Consider the following 16,821-nt stretch of genomic DNA (forward strand, 5'->3'; position numbering starts at 1 on the left):
TGCCGCCCGAAAGCGGCGCCCGTACGGTGGCCCGATGGGCAACACAACCGATGACGGGGCCGTCGACATCGTGAACGGCCTCCAGATCCGCGCGATCGCCGAGAGCGAGGTGGCCGCGTGGGACCGGGCGCTCGCTCTGGGCTTCCTGCGTTCGCACGCGGAGAGCACGGCCGACTTCCGCCGCCTGCAGTGGGAGCCGGGCCGGATGCTGGCCGGCTTCGACGGCGACCGCTGCATCGCCACCTTCCGCAGCTTCGACGTCGAGCTGACCGTCCCGGGCGGGGCCACCGTCCGGGCCGACGCCGTCACCGCCGTGACGGTCAGCACCACCCACCGCCGCCGCGGCCTGCTCGGCACGTTGATGCGCCGCGACCTCGCGGCCGCCGCCGAGCGGGGTTCGGCGGTCGCCATCCTGATCGCCGCCGAGTACAACATCTACGGCCGCTACGGCTTCGGCCCGGCCACCCGCGGCCACGGCTGGAACATCGACCTGCACCGCACCCGCGGTCTGCGCGACGGCCTGCCCACCGTGCCCGGCGGGCGGATCGACTTCGTGACCATGGCGCAGGCCCGCGAGCTGGGCCCCGACCTGCACGAGCGCTGGCGGCGCACCCAGCCGGGCGCGATCGCCCGCGACGAGCTGTGGTGGAAGCGGAACACCGGCGAACTCAAGGTGCCGGGGAACGAGTTCAAGGAGCCGTTCGCGGCCGTCCACCGGGACGCCGACGGTACGGTCACCGGCCTGGTGGCCTACCGGGTCGACGACACCTGGGACGGCAGCTACCCGAACTGCACCCTGACCGTGGCCGACTTCCTCGCCCTCGACCGGGCGACCGCCGCCGAGCTGTGGCGCTTCGTCCTCTCCGTCGACTGGGTGCACAAGGTCGTCGCGGAGAACATCGGCCCGGACGACCCGCTGCCGCTGCTGCTCCAGGACCCGCGCGCCGCCACCCCGTACGTGGACAACGCCGACTTCACCTGGCTGCGGGTGCTGGACGTGGCGGCCGCGTTCGACGCCCGGACGTACGGCGCGCCCGGCCGGGTGGTCCTGGAGGTCGAGGACCGGCTCGGCTACGCCTCCGGCCGCTGGGCGATCGAGGTCGCCGCGGACGGCACCGGCCGCTGCACCCGGACCACGGACGACGCCGACCTCGCCCTGGACGCCTCCGAGCTGGCGTCGCTCTACCTGGGCGGCGAGACGGCGCCCCGGCTGCTCGCGGCCGGCCTGCTCACCGAACTGCGCCCCGGCGCGGCGGCCGCCGCCGACCTGCTGCTGCGCACGCCGCTGCAGCCCTGGAACCCGGACGGCTTCTGAGCGGCCGCCACGCCGAGGACCGGATCGCACCGCTGCGGTCCGGCCCTCGACGCGTCCGAGCTGCCCTCGGGCGGGTTACTTGACGGCGGTTTTCCCGATGGTGGGCAGGATGAAGTCCTGAATGAGGCCCTTGGCATCGCGGACGATCGGGCGGAACACCCGATAACGCGAGAGGTTGATCACCCGGGCCGCCATGGGAGTGGACCGGCGGACGAATTCCCGCGTCCGCTCGGTGTCCTCGGTCCGGTCGAAGACCCAGTAGAGCACCACGACCATCAGGTGCAGCCAGAGCACGTCGGGCAGCAGCTCGCCCAGCTCGGCGTCCAGCTTGGGGGCCAGCTCCGATCCCTGCAACACGTCGCGGAACAGTTCCACGGCGGTCGCTCGCGCCGGGTGGGACTCGTTGGAGAACGGGCTCAGCGAGCTGGTGGGGTCGGCGGCCGTGCGGAAGAACTGCGCGGCGAACTCGTGGTACGGCGCGGCCGTGTCGAGCCAGGAGGTCAGCGCGATTTCCAGGCGCTCGGCAAAGTTCCGCGTATGGGCCATGCGGTTCCTGGCATCCGCCGCATGGTCGTACGTCATTCGGTCATAGAACCCTTGAATCAGGAATTCCTTCGCCGAGAAATAGTAGTAAGCATTGCCGACCGAGACGCCCGCCTCGGTGGCGATCGCGCGCATGGTGGTCTTCTCGTAGCCGCGCTCCTGGAAGAGCCGCATCGCGGTCTCCAGGATCAGTGCCCGGGTCTGCTCGCTCTTGTCGGTCTTCGGCTGCGCCCGGCCGCCGGGCATGGGCCCGCTGTCGGCCGCACCGCTCGTGCCGTCCGTTCGGTTCGTCGCTGCCAGGTCGTCCACGGGCACGAGCCTAACCGGAGACGAAGCTCCGACCTGTGTCGGTGGACGCGGCACCGGGCGTCCCCTCCGTGCTCGGTGCCACATCCACCACCCCCGCCATTTCGAACGCGTTCAAAATGATGTGAGCACTGTAGAGGTTTCGCTTGAACATGTTCAACTCCAATCTGTGGGAGGCTCGTCACATGATCAGTCCCGTGCAGACCACCATCCGGCGCGGCGGAGCGCAGGACGCCGCGGCCGTCGCCGACCTGCACGCCCACAGCTGGAGCACCGCCTACCGCGGGATCGTCCCCGCGGACGCACTCGGCGACGGGCTGCCCGTCCAGCGGCGCGAGCTGTGGGAGCTGCGGCTGACCGTCGACTACGGCGATCCGGCCGCCGAGCCCGAACTGCTGATCGCCGAACAGGCCGGGGAGGCGGTCGGGTTCATCTACCTCGTCCCGCAGCCGGACGGCCGGGTACTGGTCGACAACCTGCACGTCCGCCCCGGGCGGACCGGCGGCGGCGTCGGCCGCGCGCTGTTCGCCGCGGCCCGCGCCCACGTCGCCGAACGGCACCCCGGGGCCGAGCTGTACCTGGAGGTGCTGCGCGACAACGTCCGCGCGATCGCCTTCTACGAGCGCGAGGGCGGCGTGCGGACGCGGGTGCAGGAGGGTGTGTTCCCGGGCGGGTACGTGCTGCCCGAGTGCGTGTATAGCTGGTCCGCCGAGAGCCTCGCGGCGCAGGCGGTGTCAGCGCAGGCGGCGCCGGCTCAGCCGACGTCGTAGACCGTCACCGGCACCCCTCGCTCCACCAGCCGCGCGGACACCAGCGGTTCGACCCGCTCCCAGCGCCCGCCGGCCAGCCCGCAGCCGATCCGCGGCATGTGGACGGAGGCGCCGAGTTCCCGCGCGTGGTCGCCCAGCGCGGCCAACGCGGTGTCGATCGCCTCGTACCGGACCGGCACCCCGGTGGAGCGCCCCGTCCGGATGCCGCGCTGGCCGACCAGGTTGGCCACCCAGACGTACGGCTCGACCTGCACCAACTGCAGGGCGCCGAGCCCGAAGTCGTTCCCCGCCCGCTCCCGGTGCCAGCGCCGGAACGCGGCCTCGGGCTCGGGCCAGCGTCCGGACAGCGCGAGCACGAAGCCCTTGCCCCAGCCGCCGAGGTCGTTGCAGACGTGCGCGATCACCTTCACGCCCTTGCCCTGCGGCGCGGTGGCATCGCCCCGGACATAGGTGATTTCCGCCATGCCTCGAACGCTAGACCGAGGCTCTGACAGTCCGCTCGGCATTTTCCGCAGGGGCCCCGGCGGCGGGTGCCGCCCCGACCCCGCCGGCGCGCAGGTGCCGCCGCCCGGCCAGGGCGATCAGCAGGGCGAGCGCGGCGGCGCAGGCCGGCAGCGCGTAGCCGGTGCCGGGGGCGGCGTGCTCGGCGACCGCGCCGGCGAGCGCCGCGCCGCCCGAGATGCCGACCACGATGCCGGACACCGCGACCGCCATCCCCTCGTTGAACTGCCGCCCCGGCAGCAGCTCCTGGACCAGCGTCATGCCGGTCACCATGGTCGGCGCGGTGGCCGTGCCGGCCGCGAACAGCGCGATCCCGAGCAGGCCGAGCCCGGCCCCGCCCAGTCCGGCGGCGAGCGGCAGCAGCAGCACCCCGGCCATCGCCGCGGCCCCGGACAGGAAGCGCACCCCGGTCGCCCGACGCGGCGTCAGCAGTCCGAACAGCAGCCCGGCCAGGCAGGATCCGCCCGCGACCAGGGCCAGCAGCGCGCCCGCCGCCGCCTTGTGCCCGAGCGCGTCGGCGTACGCGACGGTGGTGATCTCGGTCGAGCCGAAGACGACGCCGGTGGCGAGGAAGGCGAGCAGCAGCACCCGCAGCCCGGGCACCCGCAGCGGCGAGCCGTGGCGGTCGCCCTCCGAGCGGGCGGGCAACGGTGGTTCGGTGCGCCGCTGGGCCGCGAACAGGAGGGCGCCGGTGGTGCCGAGCGCCCCGGCGGCGAGCAGTCCGGCCTCCGGGGCGACCGCCGTGCAGAGCGTCATGGCGAGGACGGGCCCGGCCATGAAGCAGAGTTCGTCCAGGGCCTGTTCGAGGGAGTTGGCCAGGTGCCGGGCGGCCGAGTCGGCCCGGTACAGGTGTGCCCAGCGGGCCCGGGCCATGCCGCCGAGGTTGGGCGCGGCCGCGCCGGCCGCCCAGCAGGCGTAGAGCGTCCAGTCGGGTGCGCCGAGCCGGAGGCAGAGCAACAGGGCGGCGAGCGGGGCGGCGTTGTAGAGCGCGGCCGGTACGGTCACCCGCGCCTGCCCGTACCGGTCCACCAGCCGACCGAGCAGCGGCATCCCGATCGCGCCGGTGATCAGCCCGGCCGCCGAGACGGTGCCGGCCAGCGCGTAGGAGCCGCGCCGTTCGGCGAGCAGCACGACCAGCGAGACGCCGTTCATCGACAACGCGAGCCGGCCGAGCAGCCCGGCGAGGGTGAAGGCGGCTGCGCCGGGGGCCGCGAACAGCCGCCGGTAGGAGGTGAGGAGGGCGCGCGAGGGCATCGGGCTCCTGGGGAGAGTGAGGGGGGTGCCCATCAGCCTCCCGTCGGTGCCCGGCGGCGGTCCAACACCTGTTCCGTCGCATTCACAGCAGGTTGTTGTTAATCTGCCGCCCATGCCCCGTGACCTGCACCCCCGACTGCTCCGCGGCTTCGTCGCGACCGCCGAGAGCCTGCACTTCGGCCGGGCCGCCGGGCGGCTGCACGTCGCCCAGCAGGCGCTCAGCCGGGACATCCGGACCTTGGAAGGGCTGCTCGGCGACGCGCTGTTCACCCGCACCACCCGCAGCGTCGAACTCACCCCGGCCGGGCAGCGGTTGCTGCCCCGGGCGCGCCGGCTCCTCGCCCTGCACGACGAGATCCTGGCGGGCGCCGCGGCCCGGCCGCTGCTGCTGGACCTCAACAGCGACGTCACCGGCCCGGACCTCACCGCCGACCGGGTGCTCGAACGCGCCCGCGCCGCCTGGCCGGAGGGCGAACTGCTGGCCCGCTTCCACGGCGGCCTCGCCGCGGCCGCCGCCGAACTGCTGGCCCACCGGCTGGACGTGTCCTTCGGCCGGTTCGCCGGACTGCCCGCCCCGCTGCGCGACCAACTCGCCCAGCGGCCGGTCCGGTTGGAGCGGATCTCGGTGATGATGGCGGACACCCACCCGCTGGCCGGCCGTCCGGTGCTGCGGGTCGCCGAGCTGACCGGGCATCCCGTCGACGTCTGCGCCGGCAACCCGGCCACCACCGAGTGGGCCGATCTCGGCGTCCGCCTGCTGCGCGAGCACGGCCTGACGCCGGCCGCGCCGTACGTGCCGCCGGTGGGCGTGGACGAGACGGCCCGCTACCTGGCCCGGCACGGCGATCCGATGCTGACCACCGTCGGCGGGCCGAGGATTCCGGGGGCGGTGAACGTGCCGCTGGTGGAGCCGGTGCCGCTGAGCCTGGTCAGCCTGGTGCACCGGCCCGGCGAGCGCCACCCGGGGCTGGCCGCACTGGGCGCCGCGGCCGCCGGGCTCGGTGCGGCCGAGGGCTGGCTGCGCCGGCCGGCGGGCAGCTGGCTGCCGGTGGCGGACGCGGCGCTGCTCGGGTGAGACCGGGCCGTCGGGACGGGCCGCCGGAAACCCTGGGACGCGACACCGCCCCTGCCGTCGGGGGTCGGCAGGGGCGGCGGGTGGGCGGACCGGGCCGCGCGGCGGGTCCGGTGGCCCGGGTGGCGGTCGTGGACGGCCGGGTCAGGCCGCCTTGACGGCGGAGATGTCGAAGCTGAGCTTGACCTTCTCGCTGATCAGCACGCCGCCGGTCTCCAGGGCCGCGTTGTAGGTCAGGCCGAACTCGGTGCGGTCGAGGACGGCGCTGCCCTCGAAGCCGACCCGCTCGGCGCCGTAGGCGTCGGTGGCGCTGCCGGTGTACTCCAGGTCCAGGACCACCGGGCGGGTGGTGTCCTTGATGGTCAGCTCGCCGCTCATCCGGTACGTGTCGCCGCGCAGCCGTTCGGCCGAGGTGCTGCGGAAGCGGATCTCCGGGTAGGTGTCGGCGGCGAAGAAGTCGCCGGTGCGCAGGTGCTCGTCGCGCTGGGCCTGGTTGGTGTCGATGCTGGCGACCTTGATCATCAGGTCGGCGGAGGAGTTGCCCGGGGTGCTGCCGTCCAGGTGCAGCTTGCCGTCGTACTCGGTGAAGCGGCCCTTGACGTTCGTCACCATGGCGTGGCGCACCGAGAAGGCGACTTCGCTGTGCGTGGTGTCGATGGTCCAGTCGCCGGTCAGGTGGGCGAGGTCCGGGCCGGTCGGGGTCTCGGCGACGGCGGTGGGGGTGGTGGTCTTGGTGCGGTTGAACAGGCCCATGGCTCCTCCTCGGGTCCGAAGCCATTTGTTTAGGCTTCAACTTGTTGGTTTCAGCGTAGGCCGCTTTCGTTCAAATTTCAACCACAGCCCTCGGCGTTTCGCGAAAGACTTGGCGGAGCGGCACTGTCGGACCGCCCGGTTAGGCTGCGAAGGACGGTTCCGCCGACCGGAAGGCCTCCCGCATGTTCGTCCTGCACGCGCTCTGGCGGGCGGGCGGACGGCTGGCCCTGTGGGCCGAGGACGCCCGCGCCCATCCGGGCGCCGCCGAGCCCCGCCCCGGCCGGGCGGCCCCGCGCGCCCACCCCTACGCCTGCCCGGCCGGCGAACTCGCCGCCGTCCTCGGCGGCATCGGGCCCGGCCTCGGCTGGCTCGCCGGCCAGGCCCCCGAGCGCTGGGCCACCCTGCTGCTGCCCACCACCGGCGCCCTGCCCGCGCCCTCGCCCGACCTGCCCGTCACCCCGGTCCGGGGCGCGGCGGTCCTGGCGCCCTGGCGCGTCCCCGCGCTGCTCTTCGACACCGGGGCGGCCGCCCAACTGCTCGGCGAGGTCTTCGACCCGCACTGGGCCGTCACCAGCACCGATCTGCCCGGTACCGGGCGCGTAGAGGTCGTCCAGGGCCCCTCGCTGCGCTGGCTGACCGGCGTGCACGACCTCGCCTGGCGAACGGTCGGCCGGGGCCGGGTGCTGCCGCTGCCCGTCCTGGCGGACGGCCGTCCGCAGGCCCGTTGGCGGCCCGACCCCACCCCGGCGGGCCGCCGGGAGGCCGCCGCACTGGCGGACGGCTGCCCGCCCGTCCTGCTGGGGGAGTGGCCGGCCGGCGCCGCCGGCACCGGCGAGGCCCTGCTGGACGCCGCGCTGGGCGCGCTGGTGGACGCCGAGGCCCGGGCCGCCCTGGCCGGCACGCCCCCGTTGGGCCCGGGCGGTGCCCGGACCGGCGACGCCCGAACCGGTGGCGCTCCGGCGCCCGCCCCGACGGCCGCCGCGCTGGGAGCCGACGCCCCGACGGCCGCTGCGATGGGGACCGCCGCGGTGGGGGCCGCCGCCGAACGCTGGCTGCACGCCCTGACCACCCCGGACGGCGGCCTCGCGAACGTCCAGTCCGAGGGCTTCGCCGAACTGCGCCGCCGGCTCGCCGCCTGGTACGCCGCCGCCGAGCCCACCGCGCCCGCGCTCCGGCTCTGCTTCCGCCTGCTGGAGCCGCTCGGTCCCGACCCGGACGACCCCGAGGGCCGGCCCTCCGACGACGCCTGGCAACTGGAGTTCCTGCTCCAGGCCGTCGACGAGCCCTCCCTGCTGGTCCGTGCCGCCGACCTGCACGAAGGCGGCGCCGCCCACGCCGCGCTGGCCCGCAAGGCGCCGGACCCGGCCGACGTCCTGGTCACCGAGCTCGCCCGCGCCGCCCACCGCTGGCCGGCCCTGGACGGCCTGCGGCACCGCTCCCGCCCGGCCGCCCTGCCGCTCGACCGGGCCGGCGCGCTGGACTTCCTGCGCACCGCCGCGCCCGCCCTCGCCGAGGGCGGCTTCGGCGTGCTGCTGCCCGCCTGGTGGCGCCGCCGGCCCAGGCTCGGGCTCGCCCTGCGGGCCACCACCCCGCCCGCGCCGGGCTCGCTCGCCGTCGCCTCCCAGGTGGACCGGGACGCCGTGGTCGCCTTCCGCTGGCAGGCCGCGCTCGGCCCGGAGGGGGCGCCGCTGACCGAGCAGGAACTGGCCGAACTCGCTGCCGCCAAGCAGGGGTTGGTCCGGGTCCGCGGCACCTGGCTGGAGGCCGACCCGGAGCAGATCGCCGCCGCGCTCGCCTTCCTCGCCGACCGGCGCGACGGCGTGCTGGCCACCGCCGACCTGCTGCGGCTGGCCCTCGATCCGGAGGCGACCGTCGCCGGGCTGTCCGTCACCGCCGTCCGCGCGGACGGCCCGCTCGGCGACCTGCTGGCCGGGCGCGCCGCCCCGGCCCCCGCCCCCGTGCTGCCGCCCGACTTCCGGGCCACCCTGCGCCCCTACCAGGAGCGCGGCCTGGCCTGGCTGCGGGCGATGGCCGGGCTCGGCCTCGGGGCCGTGCTGGCCGACGACATGGGCCTCGGCAAGACCGTCCAGACCCTCGCCCTGCTGGCCACCGAGCAGGCCGAGGGGGCGGTCGGCCCCACCCTGCTGGTCTGCCCGATGTCCCTGGTCGGCAACTGGCAGCGCGAGGCCGAGCGCTTCGCCCCCGCGCTGCGGCGCCACGTCCACCACGGCTCCGGCCGCCTCGGCGCCGACCGACTCGCCGAAGCCGTACGGGGTGCGGACCTCGTCATCACCACCTACGGGCTGGTCCAGCGCGACCTCGCCGCGCTGCGGGCGATCCGCTGGCGCCGGGTGGTCGCCGACGAGGCGCAGTACGTCAAGAACGCCGGCACCGCCCAGTCCCGGGCCGTCCGCGCGCTGCCCGTCACCCGCCACCGGATCGCCCTGACCGGTACCCCGGTGGAGAACCGGCTCGCCGAACTGCACGCCGTCCTGGACTTCGCCAATCCCGGGCTGCTCGGCCCGGCCGAGCGCTTCAAGGAGCGCTACGCGATCCCGGTCGAACTGCACCGCAGCCCCGAGCGCACCGCCGAACTCCAGCGCCGTACCGCCCCGTTCGTGCTGCGCCGGCTCAAGTCCGACCCGGCGGTGGCCGCCGAGCTGCCGGCCAAGCAGGAGATGACCGTCTGGTGCAGCCTCACCGCCGAGCAGGCGGGCCTCTACCAGGCCGTGGTGGCCGACCTGCTGCAGCGGGTCGAGGGGATCCGGGGCGTGGAGCGGCGCGGCACCGTGCTGGCCGCGATCGGCAAGCTCAAGCAGGTGTGCAACCACCCGGCCCAACTGCTGCACGACGGCTCGGCGTTGGGCGATCGCTCGGGCAAGGTGGCCCGGCTGGCGGAACTGCTGGAGGAGGCGCTGGCCGAGGGCGACCGGACGCTGGTCTTCACCCAGTACGCCGAGTTCGGCACGATGCTCCGCCCGTACCTGGCCCGCCGGCTCGGGGAGGAAGTGCTCTACCTGCACGGCGGCGTCCCCCGGGCCCGCCGCGAGGAGATGGTCGAGCGCTTCCAGTCCCCGGACGGGCCAAGGGTGTTCCTGCTCTCGCTGCGGGCCGGAGGCACCGGCCTCAACCTGACCGCCGCCAACCAGGTGATCCACCTGGACCGCTGGTGGAACCCGGCGGTCGAGGAGCAGGCCACGGACCGCGCGTTCCGGATCGGCCAGCGCCGGGACGTCCAGGTCCGCCGACTGGTCTGCGTCGGCACCGTCGAGGAGCGGATCGACGAACTCCTCGCCGCCAAGCGCTCGTTGGCCGCAGCGGTGGTGGGGGAGGGGGAGCGCTGGCTCACCGACCTGCCGGTCGAGGCGCTGCGTGAACTGGTCGCGCTCACCCGTGAGGACGCCGTCGCCGAGGAGGACGCATGACACCCGACCGCCCCGCCCCCGTCCCGCCGGGTAACGCCCCCGCCGGTAACGCCCAACCCGGGGACGCCCAACCCGGGAACACCCCCGCCGTGAACGCCCCCGCCGTGAACGTCGCCGCCTACTGGGGCGGCGGCTTCACCCTGCGCCCGGCCCCGCCCGGGCCCGAGGAGGAGCCCGACGAGCCCTCGCTGCGCCGTCTCGGCCGCTCCGGCGTCACCGTGCGCGGCCGCGACCTCGCCACCCTGCTCGCCCCCGCGTACGAGGCGTTCCGCGGCTGACGAGGCCTCGGCTCGCCACGGCCCGTGCGGTAGCGTCGGAGCGGTGACCGACACTCTCACCGACCCCGCCCTCGACGACTTCGAGCGGCACCGCCGGATGATCTTCGGTATCGCCTACCGGATGCTCGGCAGCGTCGCCGACGCCGAGGACCTGGTCCAGGACACCTGGCTGCGCTGGAGCGGGGTCAGCGGCCCGGTCGCCAACCCGGGCGGCTACCTGGCCCGGACGGTCACCAACCTCGCGCTCAACCGGCTCGACTCGGCCGCCGTCCGCCGCGAGGCCTACGTCGGCCCCTGGCTGCCCGAGCCGCTGGTCGCCGAACCGGATGCGACCGCCGACGTCGAGCGCGTCGAGATGGTCTCGTTCGCCCTGCTGGTGGTGCTGGAGAGCCTGTCCCCGCTGGAGCGGGCCGTCTTCGTCCTCAACGAGGCCTTCGGCTTCTCCTACCGGGAGATCGCCGAGGCGCTGGAGCGCACCGAGGCCGCCTGCCGGCAGGTCGGCAGCCGGGCCAAGGCGCACGTCCGGGCCCGTCGGCCGCGCTACGACGCCCCGCCGGAGCTGCGCCGCCGCGCCACCGACGAGTTCCTCGCGGCCTGCGTCGGCGGCGACCTCAACCGGATGCTGGACCTGCTCGCCCCCGACGTCACCTCCTGGACCGACGGCGGCGGCGTGGTCCGCGCCGCGCTGCGCCCGGTCACCGGCGCCGGCAACGTCGCCCGCTTCCTGCTCGGGGTGCTCGGCCAGCTGGGCGAGGGCGTCGAGCTCCGGCCGGTCCTGGTCAACGGCCAGCCCGGGCTGCTGGTCACCCAGGACGGCGCGATCGACGCCGTCTCGGTGTTCGACTTCGTCGAGGGGCCCGACGGTCGGCCCCGGATCGCCGAGCTGCGCATCGTCCGCAACCCGTCGAAGCTCGCCCACCTCGCCGGCCGGGCTTGACCCTCGACCTGGTCGAGCCCGCAGAGTCACCGGCATGGAGAGCGAGCTGCACAGCATCGGCGAGCTGGCCCGCGCCAGCGGCCTGGGCGTCGGCACCCTGCGCTACTACGACGGCGCCGAGGTGCTCACCCCCGCCTGGGTCGACCCGCAGACGGGCTACCGCTGGTACCGGCCCGGGCAACTCGCCGACGCCCGCCTGCTGGCCCGGCTGCGCCGGGTCGGCCTGCCGCTGGCCGGCATCCGCGCCGTGCTCGGCGCGGCGCCCGGCTCCGGCGAGGCCTCGCGGGTGCTCGACGCGCACCGGCGCCGGCTGGAGGACGGCCTCGCCGACGCCCGCCGCGAGCTCTCCCTGATCCGCGTGATGATCGACCAGAGGGAGCAACCGATGAGCACCACCCCCGCCGAAGTCCGCTTCACCGTCCCCGCCGAGGAACTGGCCGCCGCACTGGACGCGGTCCGCTTCGCCGTCGGCGGCGACCCCGGAACCCCGGCGCTCGCCGGGGTGCTGTTCGAACCGGACGGCCCGGTGCTGCGCCTGGTCGCCACCGACCGCTACCGGATGGCGCTCGCCGAGGTGCCCGCCACCACGGCGCCCGCCCGGCCGGACGGCGGCACGATCGTCCCCACCGCCCTGGTCGACGCCCTGCGCGCGCTGCTCGGCGCGGGCGCGGGCGCGGCCGAGGTCGCGGTGACCCTCGGCGGCGGCCTGGTCCGGGCCGAGACCGGCGGCCACCGGATCGAGGGCGCCGCCCTGGACTTCGACTACCCCGACCACCGGGTGCTGACCCGGCTCGAACCGGAGCACCGGATCGACCTGTCCGCCGCCGAACTGCGCGGCGCCGTCGAGACCGGCGCCACCCGCACCCTGCCCTCCGGCCCGAACGGCGCGGACTGCGCGGTCACCGTCCTCACCCTCACGGCGGACGGCCGCCTGGCGGTGGCCGGTGCCGAGCCCGGCCCCGAATCCGCGTCCGGAGACCTGAGGGTGGCGGTCAACCGCGACTTGCTGCTGGACGCCCTGCGGGTCGGCCGGCCCGAGCAACTGGTGCTCGAACTCGGCGGCCCGATCGCCCCCTTGGCGATCCGCACGCCGGGCCGGGAGGGCACCTTCTCGCTCCTGATGCCGGTCCGCGTCCCCGACCTCGGCTGAGCCCGCCCGCCGTTTGCTGTTGTTAACATCCTGCTTGCATCTGCAAGCAGGATGTTGCAGTCTGCTGGCATGGCCTCACTGAACGTCGGCTCGCTGGGCGAGTACATCCGCGAGCAGCGCCGGAACGCGCAGTACTCACTGCGCCAGCTGGCGGAGGCCGCAGGCGTGTCGAACCCGTACCTCAGCCAGATCGAGCGCGGGTTGCGCAAGCCGAGCGCGGAGATCCTGCAGCAGATCGCGAAGGCGCTGCGGATCTCGGCGGAGACGCTGTACGTCCAGGCCGGGATCCTGGAGGAGCGGCGTGGTGAGGGCCTGGAGCTGCGGGCCTCGATCCTGGCCGATCCGCTGGTCAACGAGCAGCAGAAGCAGGCGTTGCTCGCGGTCTACGACGCCTTCCTGAAGGAGAACGCCGTCCAGCGGGGCGCGGTGGCCGAGCGGTCGCCCGCGGCCGGCACCGGCACCGGCACCGGCGTTCCACCAGCCTCCGGCCCGACGACCGACGGCTCAGCCACCCAGAACATCCACCGGGAGGACCGGTAAGCATGCCGATCACCGACGAGATCAAGAAGACCCTGAGCGACCCGACCCCGCTGTACGCCATCGCCGGCGCCGGGGATCTCGCGTACGAGAAGCTGCGCGAGGTGCCGGGCCGGGTGGAGGCGCTCACCGCGGACCGCAAGGGCGCGCAGGAGAAGGCCACCGCCCGGTTCCAGGAGGCGCAGACGAAGCTGGCCGAGGCGCAGGCCAAGGTCACCGAGACCGTCACGACGCTCCCCGTCGACCTGCGGACCCTCCAGGAGCGGGCGCAGGGCTTCGCCCTCCAGCAGGTCGGCCGCGCGGTCGAGCTGGCGGTGAAAGCCAAGGAGACGTACGACGAGCTGGCCGAGCGCGGCAAGGTCGTGGTGGATCGGGCCCGCCCGGGCGCGCCCGCCGAGCCGGGGCAGCCGGCCGGGGAATCGGAGCTCGCCCGGGCGTCCGAGCCGGTCGAGGCCGAGCTGGTCGAGGACGACACCGACACTGACACCCCGGCCGCCGACGCCCGGCCCGCCCCGAAGAAGGCCGCCCGCGCCCGGAAGGCCACCGACCGCGCGGAGTGAGGGTAGGGCCGCCGGACGGGCACATCCGGTGACCGCAGGACGTTGACAGGAGAGCGGACGGTCGACCGTGCCAGGATGGGCGGTGGCCGGAGCGCCGGAGGCGAGAGACAGAGGAGAGCGTGATGGGCGGAGTGGCCCAGATTCTGGACTTGGCCTATCTGAACCCGATCTGGTGGCTGTCCGTCGCCATCCTGGGCTTCAAGCTGTTCGCCCTGGGCGACGCGGTCACCCGCCGTGAGGACGCCTACCGGGCGGCGGACAAGAAGACCAAGCCGTTCTGGCTGGCGATCCTGGCGATCGCCTTCGGCTGGGACCTGCTGTTCGGGGTGAACTTCTTCACCGGCATCGGGACGCTCGCCGGGCTGGTCGCGTCGATCGTCTACATGGTGGACGTGCGTCCGGCGATCCGGGAGCTGACCGGTGGTGGCGGCCGTGGCGGCCGCAGCAACACCGGTCCGTACGGCCCCTGGTAGGCCGCGCGATCGGGCGACGACCAGGCAACGGCGAGGCCCGGGCGGGGAGTTCACCCGCCCGGGCCTCGCCGTATCCAGCCGGCTCAGCCGAGGATCAGCTGCACCGGGTTGCGTTCCAGCAGCAGCACCGCGACGTCGTCCGTCAGCGCGCCGCCGTTCAACTCCTCGACCTCGGCGATGGCGCTGTCGACGAGCCGGCCCCGGGTGAGCCCGGCGGACTGGTGGTCGCCGATGAGGTCGGCCAGGCCGTCCTGGCCGAGGCGGCGGGAGCCGGCCCCGACCCGGCCCTCGATCAGCCCGTCGGTGTAGAGCAACAACCGCCAGCCGGGCTGGAGTTCGAGCTGGTGGGCGGGCCACGCGGCCTGCCCGTCGTGGCACGGCAGCAGGCCGAGCGCCGGACCGGCGAGGTCGGCGGGCAGGGTGACCGGCTGGTGGTCGCGGCCGAGCAGCAGCGGCGCCGGGTGCCCGGCGAGGTAGAGCCGGGCAGGCTCGCCGGCGCCGAGCGAGTCGAGGCCGCCGCTGGCGCCGCCCGGCTCGATGACGAGCATGCAGAGCGTCGCGAAGATCTCGTCGCTGCGCCGCTCGTGTTCCAGCACGTGCTGGAGGGTGGTCAGCAGGGCCTCGCCGGTGAGGCCCGCGAAGACGAGGGTGCGCCACGCTATCCGGAGGGCGACGCCGAGCGCGGCCTCGTCCGGGCCGTGGCCGCAGACGTCGCCGATCACGACGTGGACGGTGCCGTCGTCGGTGCGGACGGCGTCGTAGAAGTCGCCGCCGAGCAGGGCGCGGCGGCGGCCCGGGCGGTAGCGCCGGGTGAAGGAGAGGCCCGCGCCGTCGAGCAGCGGGGTGGGCAGCAGGTGGCGTTGGAGCCGGGCGTTCTCCTGGCCGCGCAGTTCGGCCTCGACGAGGCGGCGCTGCGACTCGTCGGCGCGCTTGCGCTCGACGGCGTAGCGCAGGGCGCGGCCCAGCAGCGGGCCGTCCGTCGCGTGCTTGATCAGGAAGTCCTGGGCGCCCGCGGCGACGGCGGCCGCGCCCAGTTCGGCGCCGGCCGCGTCGGTGAGCACCACGACCGCGGTGTGCGGGGCGCGGCGGAGCAGTTCGTGCAGGCCTTCGAGGCCGTCGGAGTCGTCGGACGGGTGCGGCAGGTCGGCGGGGGCGGCGAGGTCGAGCAGCACGCAGCTGAACTCGCTGCCGCGGGAGCGCCCGCGTCGGGTGCCGGACGGGGACACGGCGAGCAGTTCGGTGGCCTGTTCCAGCCCGCGGGCCCAGTGGATCTCGATCGAGGTGCCGCTGTCGGCGACCGCCGCCTTGATCAGCTGGGCGTCGGAGGCGTCGTCCTCGATCACCAGCAGTTTGAGCGGAGCGGTGCTGCTGGCGGCCACCGCGGCGGGGGCGTCGGCGGGGGCCGAGGTGTGTCCGGTCTGGTGCCGGGGGTGCGGTATCGGGGGAGCGGCCGTCACCGGGCCGGCCGGCGTCGGGCCGGTCAGGGCCGGGCGGTTGCGGGCATGGTCAACGGGGGCGCCGGCCTGGGCGCCCGACAGGCTCGTGGCACCAGGTGCCCGCCCGTCTCCCGTTGCGGGCATCGGTGGTTCCTCCCTTTCCCCGAGTGCGTAACGGTCAGCGCCCGTCCGCAGTGCCCGCCTGGCACCGTGCGCCGGGGAACTTCTCGCGACCATAACGTGATCTCCGGGGATTTCTCTGGCCGACCGGCGCCGTTGTGGTTTTTGCCACGCCGGTGGCGGTGCGGTGATCTGACTCGGACGACGGCTGGGATCCCCGCGTCGGCGGGGAAGGAAGGGGGACGGGCGAGGGTGACGCGGATCACCCTGGTCGAGGGTGACGTCGGGGGCCGCAGGTGGACGCCGTGGCACCGGGCGGCGACGGCGCACGGGCGGGTCGTCCGGCGGCGTCCATCGTGACGTGATGGGGCGTCAACACGCCAGTGGTATTCGATAACTCGTTCGAGTGAATGCGGCGAGTCGCTCACCCGCACCGGCCCCGGTCCGTGCCTGGCCGGCGGCTCCGGCCGCGCGACCCACTACGGTGCGAGCGCGCTCCAGGGCACCGTGACCTCGCCCTGCCGCCACCGCCCGCGCGCGTCCACCAGCGGCCAGTCGCCCGCCAGTGCCGTGCAGGCTGCCACCCAGCGCTGCCGCGCCCCGAACGCCCCGTACGGCGCGGCCGCCGCCCAGGCCCGGTCGAAGTCGGCCAGGAAGGCGTGCACCGGTCGGCCCGGCACGTTGTGGTGGATCAGCGCCTTCGGCAGCCGTTCGGCCAGGTCGGAGGGCTGGCCGAGGCCGCCCAGCCGGGCCGCGAAGGTCACCGTCCGGGGCCCCTCCGGGCCGAGCGCGACCCAGACGTGCCGCCGTCCGATCTCGTCGCAGGTGCCCTCCACCAGCAGCCCGTCCGGAGCCAGCCGGGCGCAGAGCCGCTCCCAGACCCCGGCCACCGCCGACTCGTCGTACTGCCGCAGCACGTTGGCGGCCCGGATCAGCTGGGCCGGCGCGCCGCCGTCCAGCGGAACCTCGAAGCCGCCGCGCCGGAAGGTGAGCAGTGGCGGTTCGGCGTACGGCAGCGCGGCCGCGACCCGCTCCGGCTCGATCTCGATCCCGACCACCCGGACGTCCGGGCGCACCGTGCGCAGCCGCCCGGCCAGTTCGACGGCCGTCCACGGCGCGGCGCCGTAGCCGAGGTCGACCGCCACCGGCGGGCGGCCACCGGCGCGCAGCGTGCGGCCGAGGGTGTGGGCGATCCAGCGGTCCATCCGCCGCAGCCGATTGGTGTTGGTGGTGCCCCGGGTGACCGTCCCCACCGGCCGTCCGGTCCGCCCACGGGTGGGTGCGGTCGCGGAGTCGAAGGAGGCAGCCATGCCTGGAAGGGTAGTCGGGTCCGCGTCGGCACCGCTGTGACCTGGGACGTCACCCCGTCCGACATCTCGTCCGGCATCTCG

16 protein-coding genes are annotated in these 16,821 nt (G+C 75.0%); 10 read left to right on the plus strand and 6 right to left on the minus strand.

What is annotated here, in order from left to right; translation table 11 throughout:
• Positions 1-34: 34 nt before the first annotated feature.
• Positions 35-1,315 carry a GNAT family N-acetyltransferase gene (locus ACIOGZ_RS16090; RefSeq protein WP_363631787.1) on the plus strand — a complete coding sequence of 427 codons (1,281 nt, stop codon included), beginning with the start codon at positions 35-37 and terminating at the stop codon, positions 1,313-1,315.
• 75 nt (positions 1,316-1,390) lie between these two features.
• On the opposite strand, the gene ACIOGZ_RS16095 is transcribed toward ACIOGZ_RS16090, so the two are convergent.
• Positions 1,391-2,167, minus strand: coding sequence for a TetR family transcriptional regulator (locus tag ACIOGZ_RS16095; RefSeq protein WP_363582390.1), 777 nt, complete (start codon positions 2,165-2,167; stop codon positions 1,391-1,393).
• Positions 2,168-2,361: 194 nt separating this feature from the next.
• Between ACIOGZ_RS16095 and ACIOGZ_RS16100 the strand changes: the two genes are divergently transcribed.
• Positions 2,362-2,934, plus strand: coding sequence for a GNAT family N-acetyltransferase (locus ACIOGZ_RS16100; protein WP_400809931.1), 573 nt, complete (start codon positions 2,362-2,364; stop codon positions 2,932-2,934).
• On the opposite strand, the gene ACIOGZ_RS16105 is transcribed toward ACIOGZ_RS16100, so the two are convergent.
• Entirely contained in the window at positions 2,919-3,398 is a 480-nt protein-coding gene (locus tag ACIOGZ_RS16105) for a macro domain-containing protein (protein WP_363631783.1), read from the minus strand. The two genes, ACIOGZ_RS16100 and ACIOGZ_RS16105, sit on opposite strands and share 16 nt — an antisense overlap.
• Before the next feature lie 10 nt (positions 3,399-3,408).
• On the minus strand, positions 3,409-4,689 hold the full coding sequence (locus ACIOGZ_RS16110; protein WP_400986225.1) for an MFS transporter: 1,281 nt from the start codon (positions 4,687-4,689) through the stop codon (positions 3,409-3,411).
• Positions 4,690-4,801: 112 nt separating this feature from the next.
• On the opposite strand from ACIOGZ_RS16110, the gene ACIOGZ_RS16115 reads away from it, so the two are divergent.
• Positions 4,802-5,764 (plus strand): LysR family transcriptional regulator, encoded by a 963-nt coding sequence (locus ACIOGZ_RS16115; RefSeq protein ID WP_400986226.1) that lies wholly within the window; start codon positions 4,802-4,804, stop codon positions 5,762-5,764.
• A 141-nt stretch (positions 5,765-5,905) separates the two neighbouring features.
• Here the strand turns inward: ACIOGZ_RS16115 and ACIOGZ_RS16120 are convergent, their stop codons facing one another.
• A complete protein-coding gene (locus ACIOGZ_RS16120) occupies positions 5,906-6,514 on the minus strand; it encodes a YceI family protein (protein WP_400986228.1) in 609 nt (202 codons plus the stop codon).
• Between the two features lie 182 nt (positions 6,515-6,696).
• Here ACIOGZ_RS16120 and ACIOGZ_RS16125 point away from each other — a divergent pair, with 182 nt between their 5' ends.
• The 7 genes from ACIOGZ_RS16125 (at position 6,697) to ACIOGZ_RS16155 (ending at position 13,874) form a co-directional block, all read left to right on the plus strand.
• Positions 6,697-9,939, plus strand: coding sequence for an SNF2-related protein (locus tag ACIOGZ_RS16125; protein ID WP_400986230.1), 3,243 nt, complete (start codon positions 6,697-6,699; stop codon positions 9,937-9,939).
• The gene (locus ACIOGZ_RS16130) at positions 9,936-10,217 is read left to right on the plus strand and encodes a hypothetical protein (protein WP_400809938.1); all 282 of its coding nucleotides are present in this window, start codon (positions 9,936-9,938) and stop codon (positions 10,215-10,217) included. The genes ACIOGZ_RS16125 and ACIOGZ_RS16130 overlap by 4 nt, the downstream gene beginning before the upstream one ends.
• A 43-nt stretch (positions 10,218-10,260) precedes the next feature.
• Positions 10,261-11,154, plus strand: coding sequence for an RNA polymerase sigma-70 factor (locus ACIOGZ_RS16135; protein WP_400809940.1), 894 nt, complete (start codon positions 10,261-10,263; stop codon positions 11,152-11,154).
• Positions 11,155-11,188: 34 nt separating this feature from the next.
• Positions 11,189-12,304, plus strand: coding sequence for a MerR family transcriptional regulator (locus ACIOGZ_RS16140; protein WP_400986232.1), 1,116 nt, complete (start codon positions 11,189-11,191; stop codon positions 12,302-12,304).
• A 69-nt stretch (positions 12,305-12,373) separates the two neighbouring features.
• Positions 12,374-12,844, plus strand: coding sequence for a helix-turn-helix domain-containing protein (locus ACIOGZ_RS16145; protein WP_400986234.1), 471 nt, complete (start codon positions 12,374-12,376; stop codon positions 12,842-12,844).
• A 2-nt stretch (positions 12,845-12,846) separates the two neighbouring features.
• Entirely contained in the window at positions 12,847-13,401 is a 555-nt protein-coding gene (locus ACIOGZ_RS16150) for a hypothetical protein (RefSeq protein WP_363582368.1), read from the plus strand.
• A gap of 122 nt (positions 13,402-13,523) precedes the next feature.
• Positions 13,524-13,874: a DUF2516 family protein gene (locus ACIOGZ_RS16155; protein ID WP_063348783.1), complete on the plus strand. Its 351-nt coding sequence runs from the start codon at positions 13,524-13,526 to the stop codon at positions 13,872-13,874.
• Positions 13,875-13,957: 83 nt separating this feature from the next.
• On the opposite strand, the gene ACIOGZ_RS16160 is transcribed toward ACIOGZ_RS16155, so the two are convergent.
• A complete protein-coding gene (locus tag ACIOGZ_RS16160) occupies positions 13,958-15,454 on the minus strand; it encodes a SpoIIE family protein phosphatase (protein ID WP_363582366.1) in 1,497 nt (498 codons plus the stop codon).
• A gap of 455 nt (positions 15,455-15,909) precedes the next feature.
• Complete coding sequence (locus ACIOGZ_RS16165; protein ID WP_400986236.1) at positions 15,910-16,740, minus strand: class I SAM-dependent methyltransferase; 831 nt, start codon at positions 16,738-16,740, stop codon at positions 15,910-15,912.
• Between the last annotated feature and the right edge of the window lie 81 nt (positions 16,741-16,821).

This window comes from Kitasatospora sp. NPDC088160 (assembly GCF_044741445.1).
In the GTDB taxonomy this organism is placed as follows: domain Bacteria; phylum Actinomycetota; class Actinomycetes; order Streptomycetales; family Streptomycetaceae; genus Kitasatospora.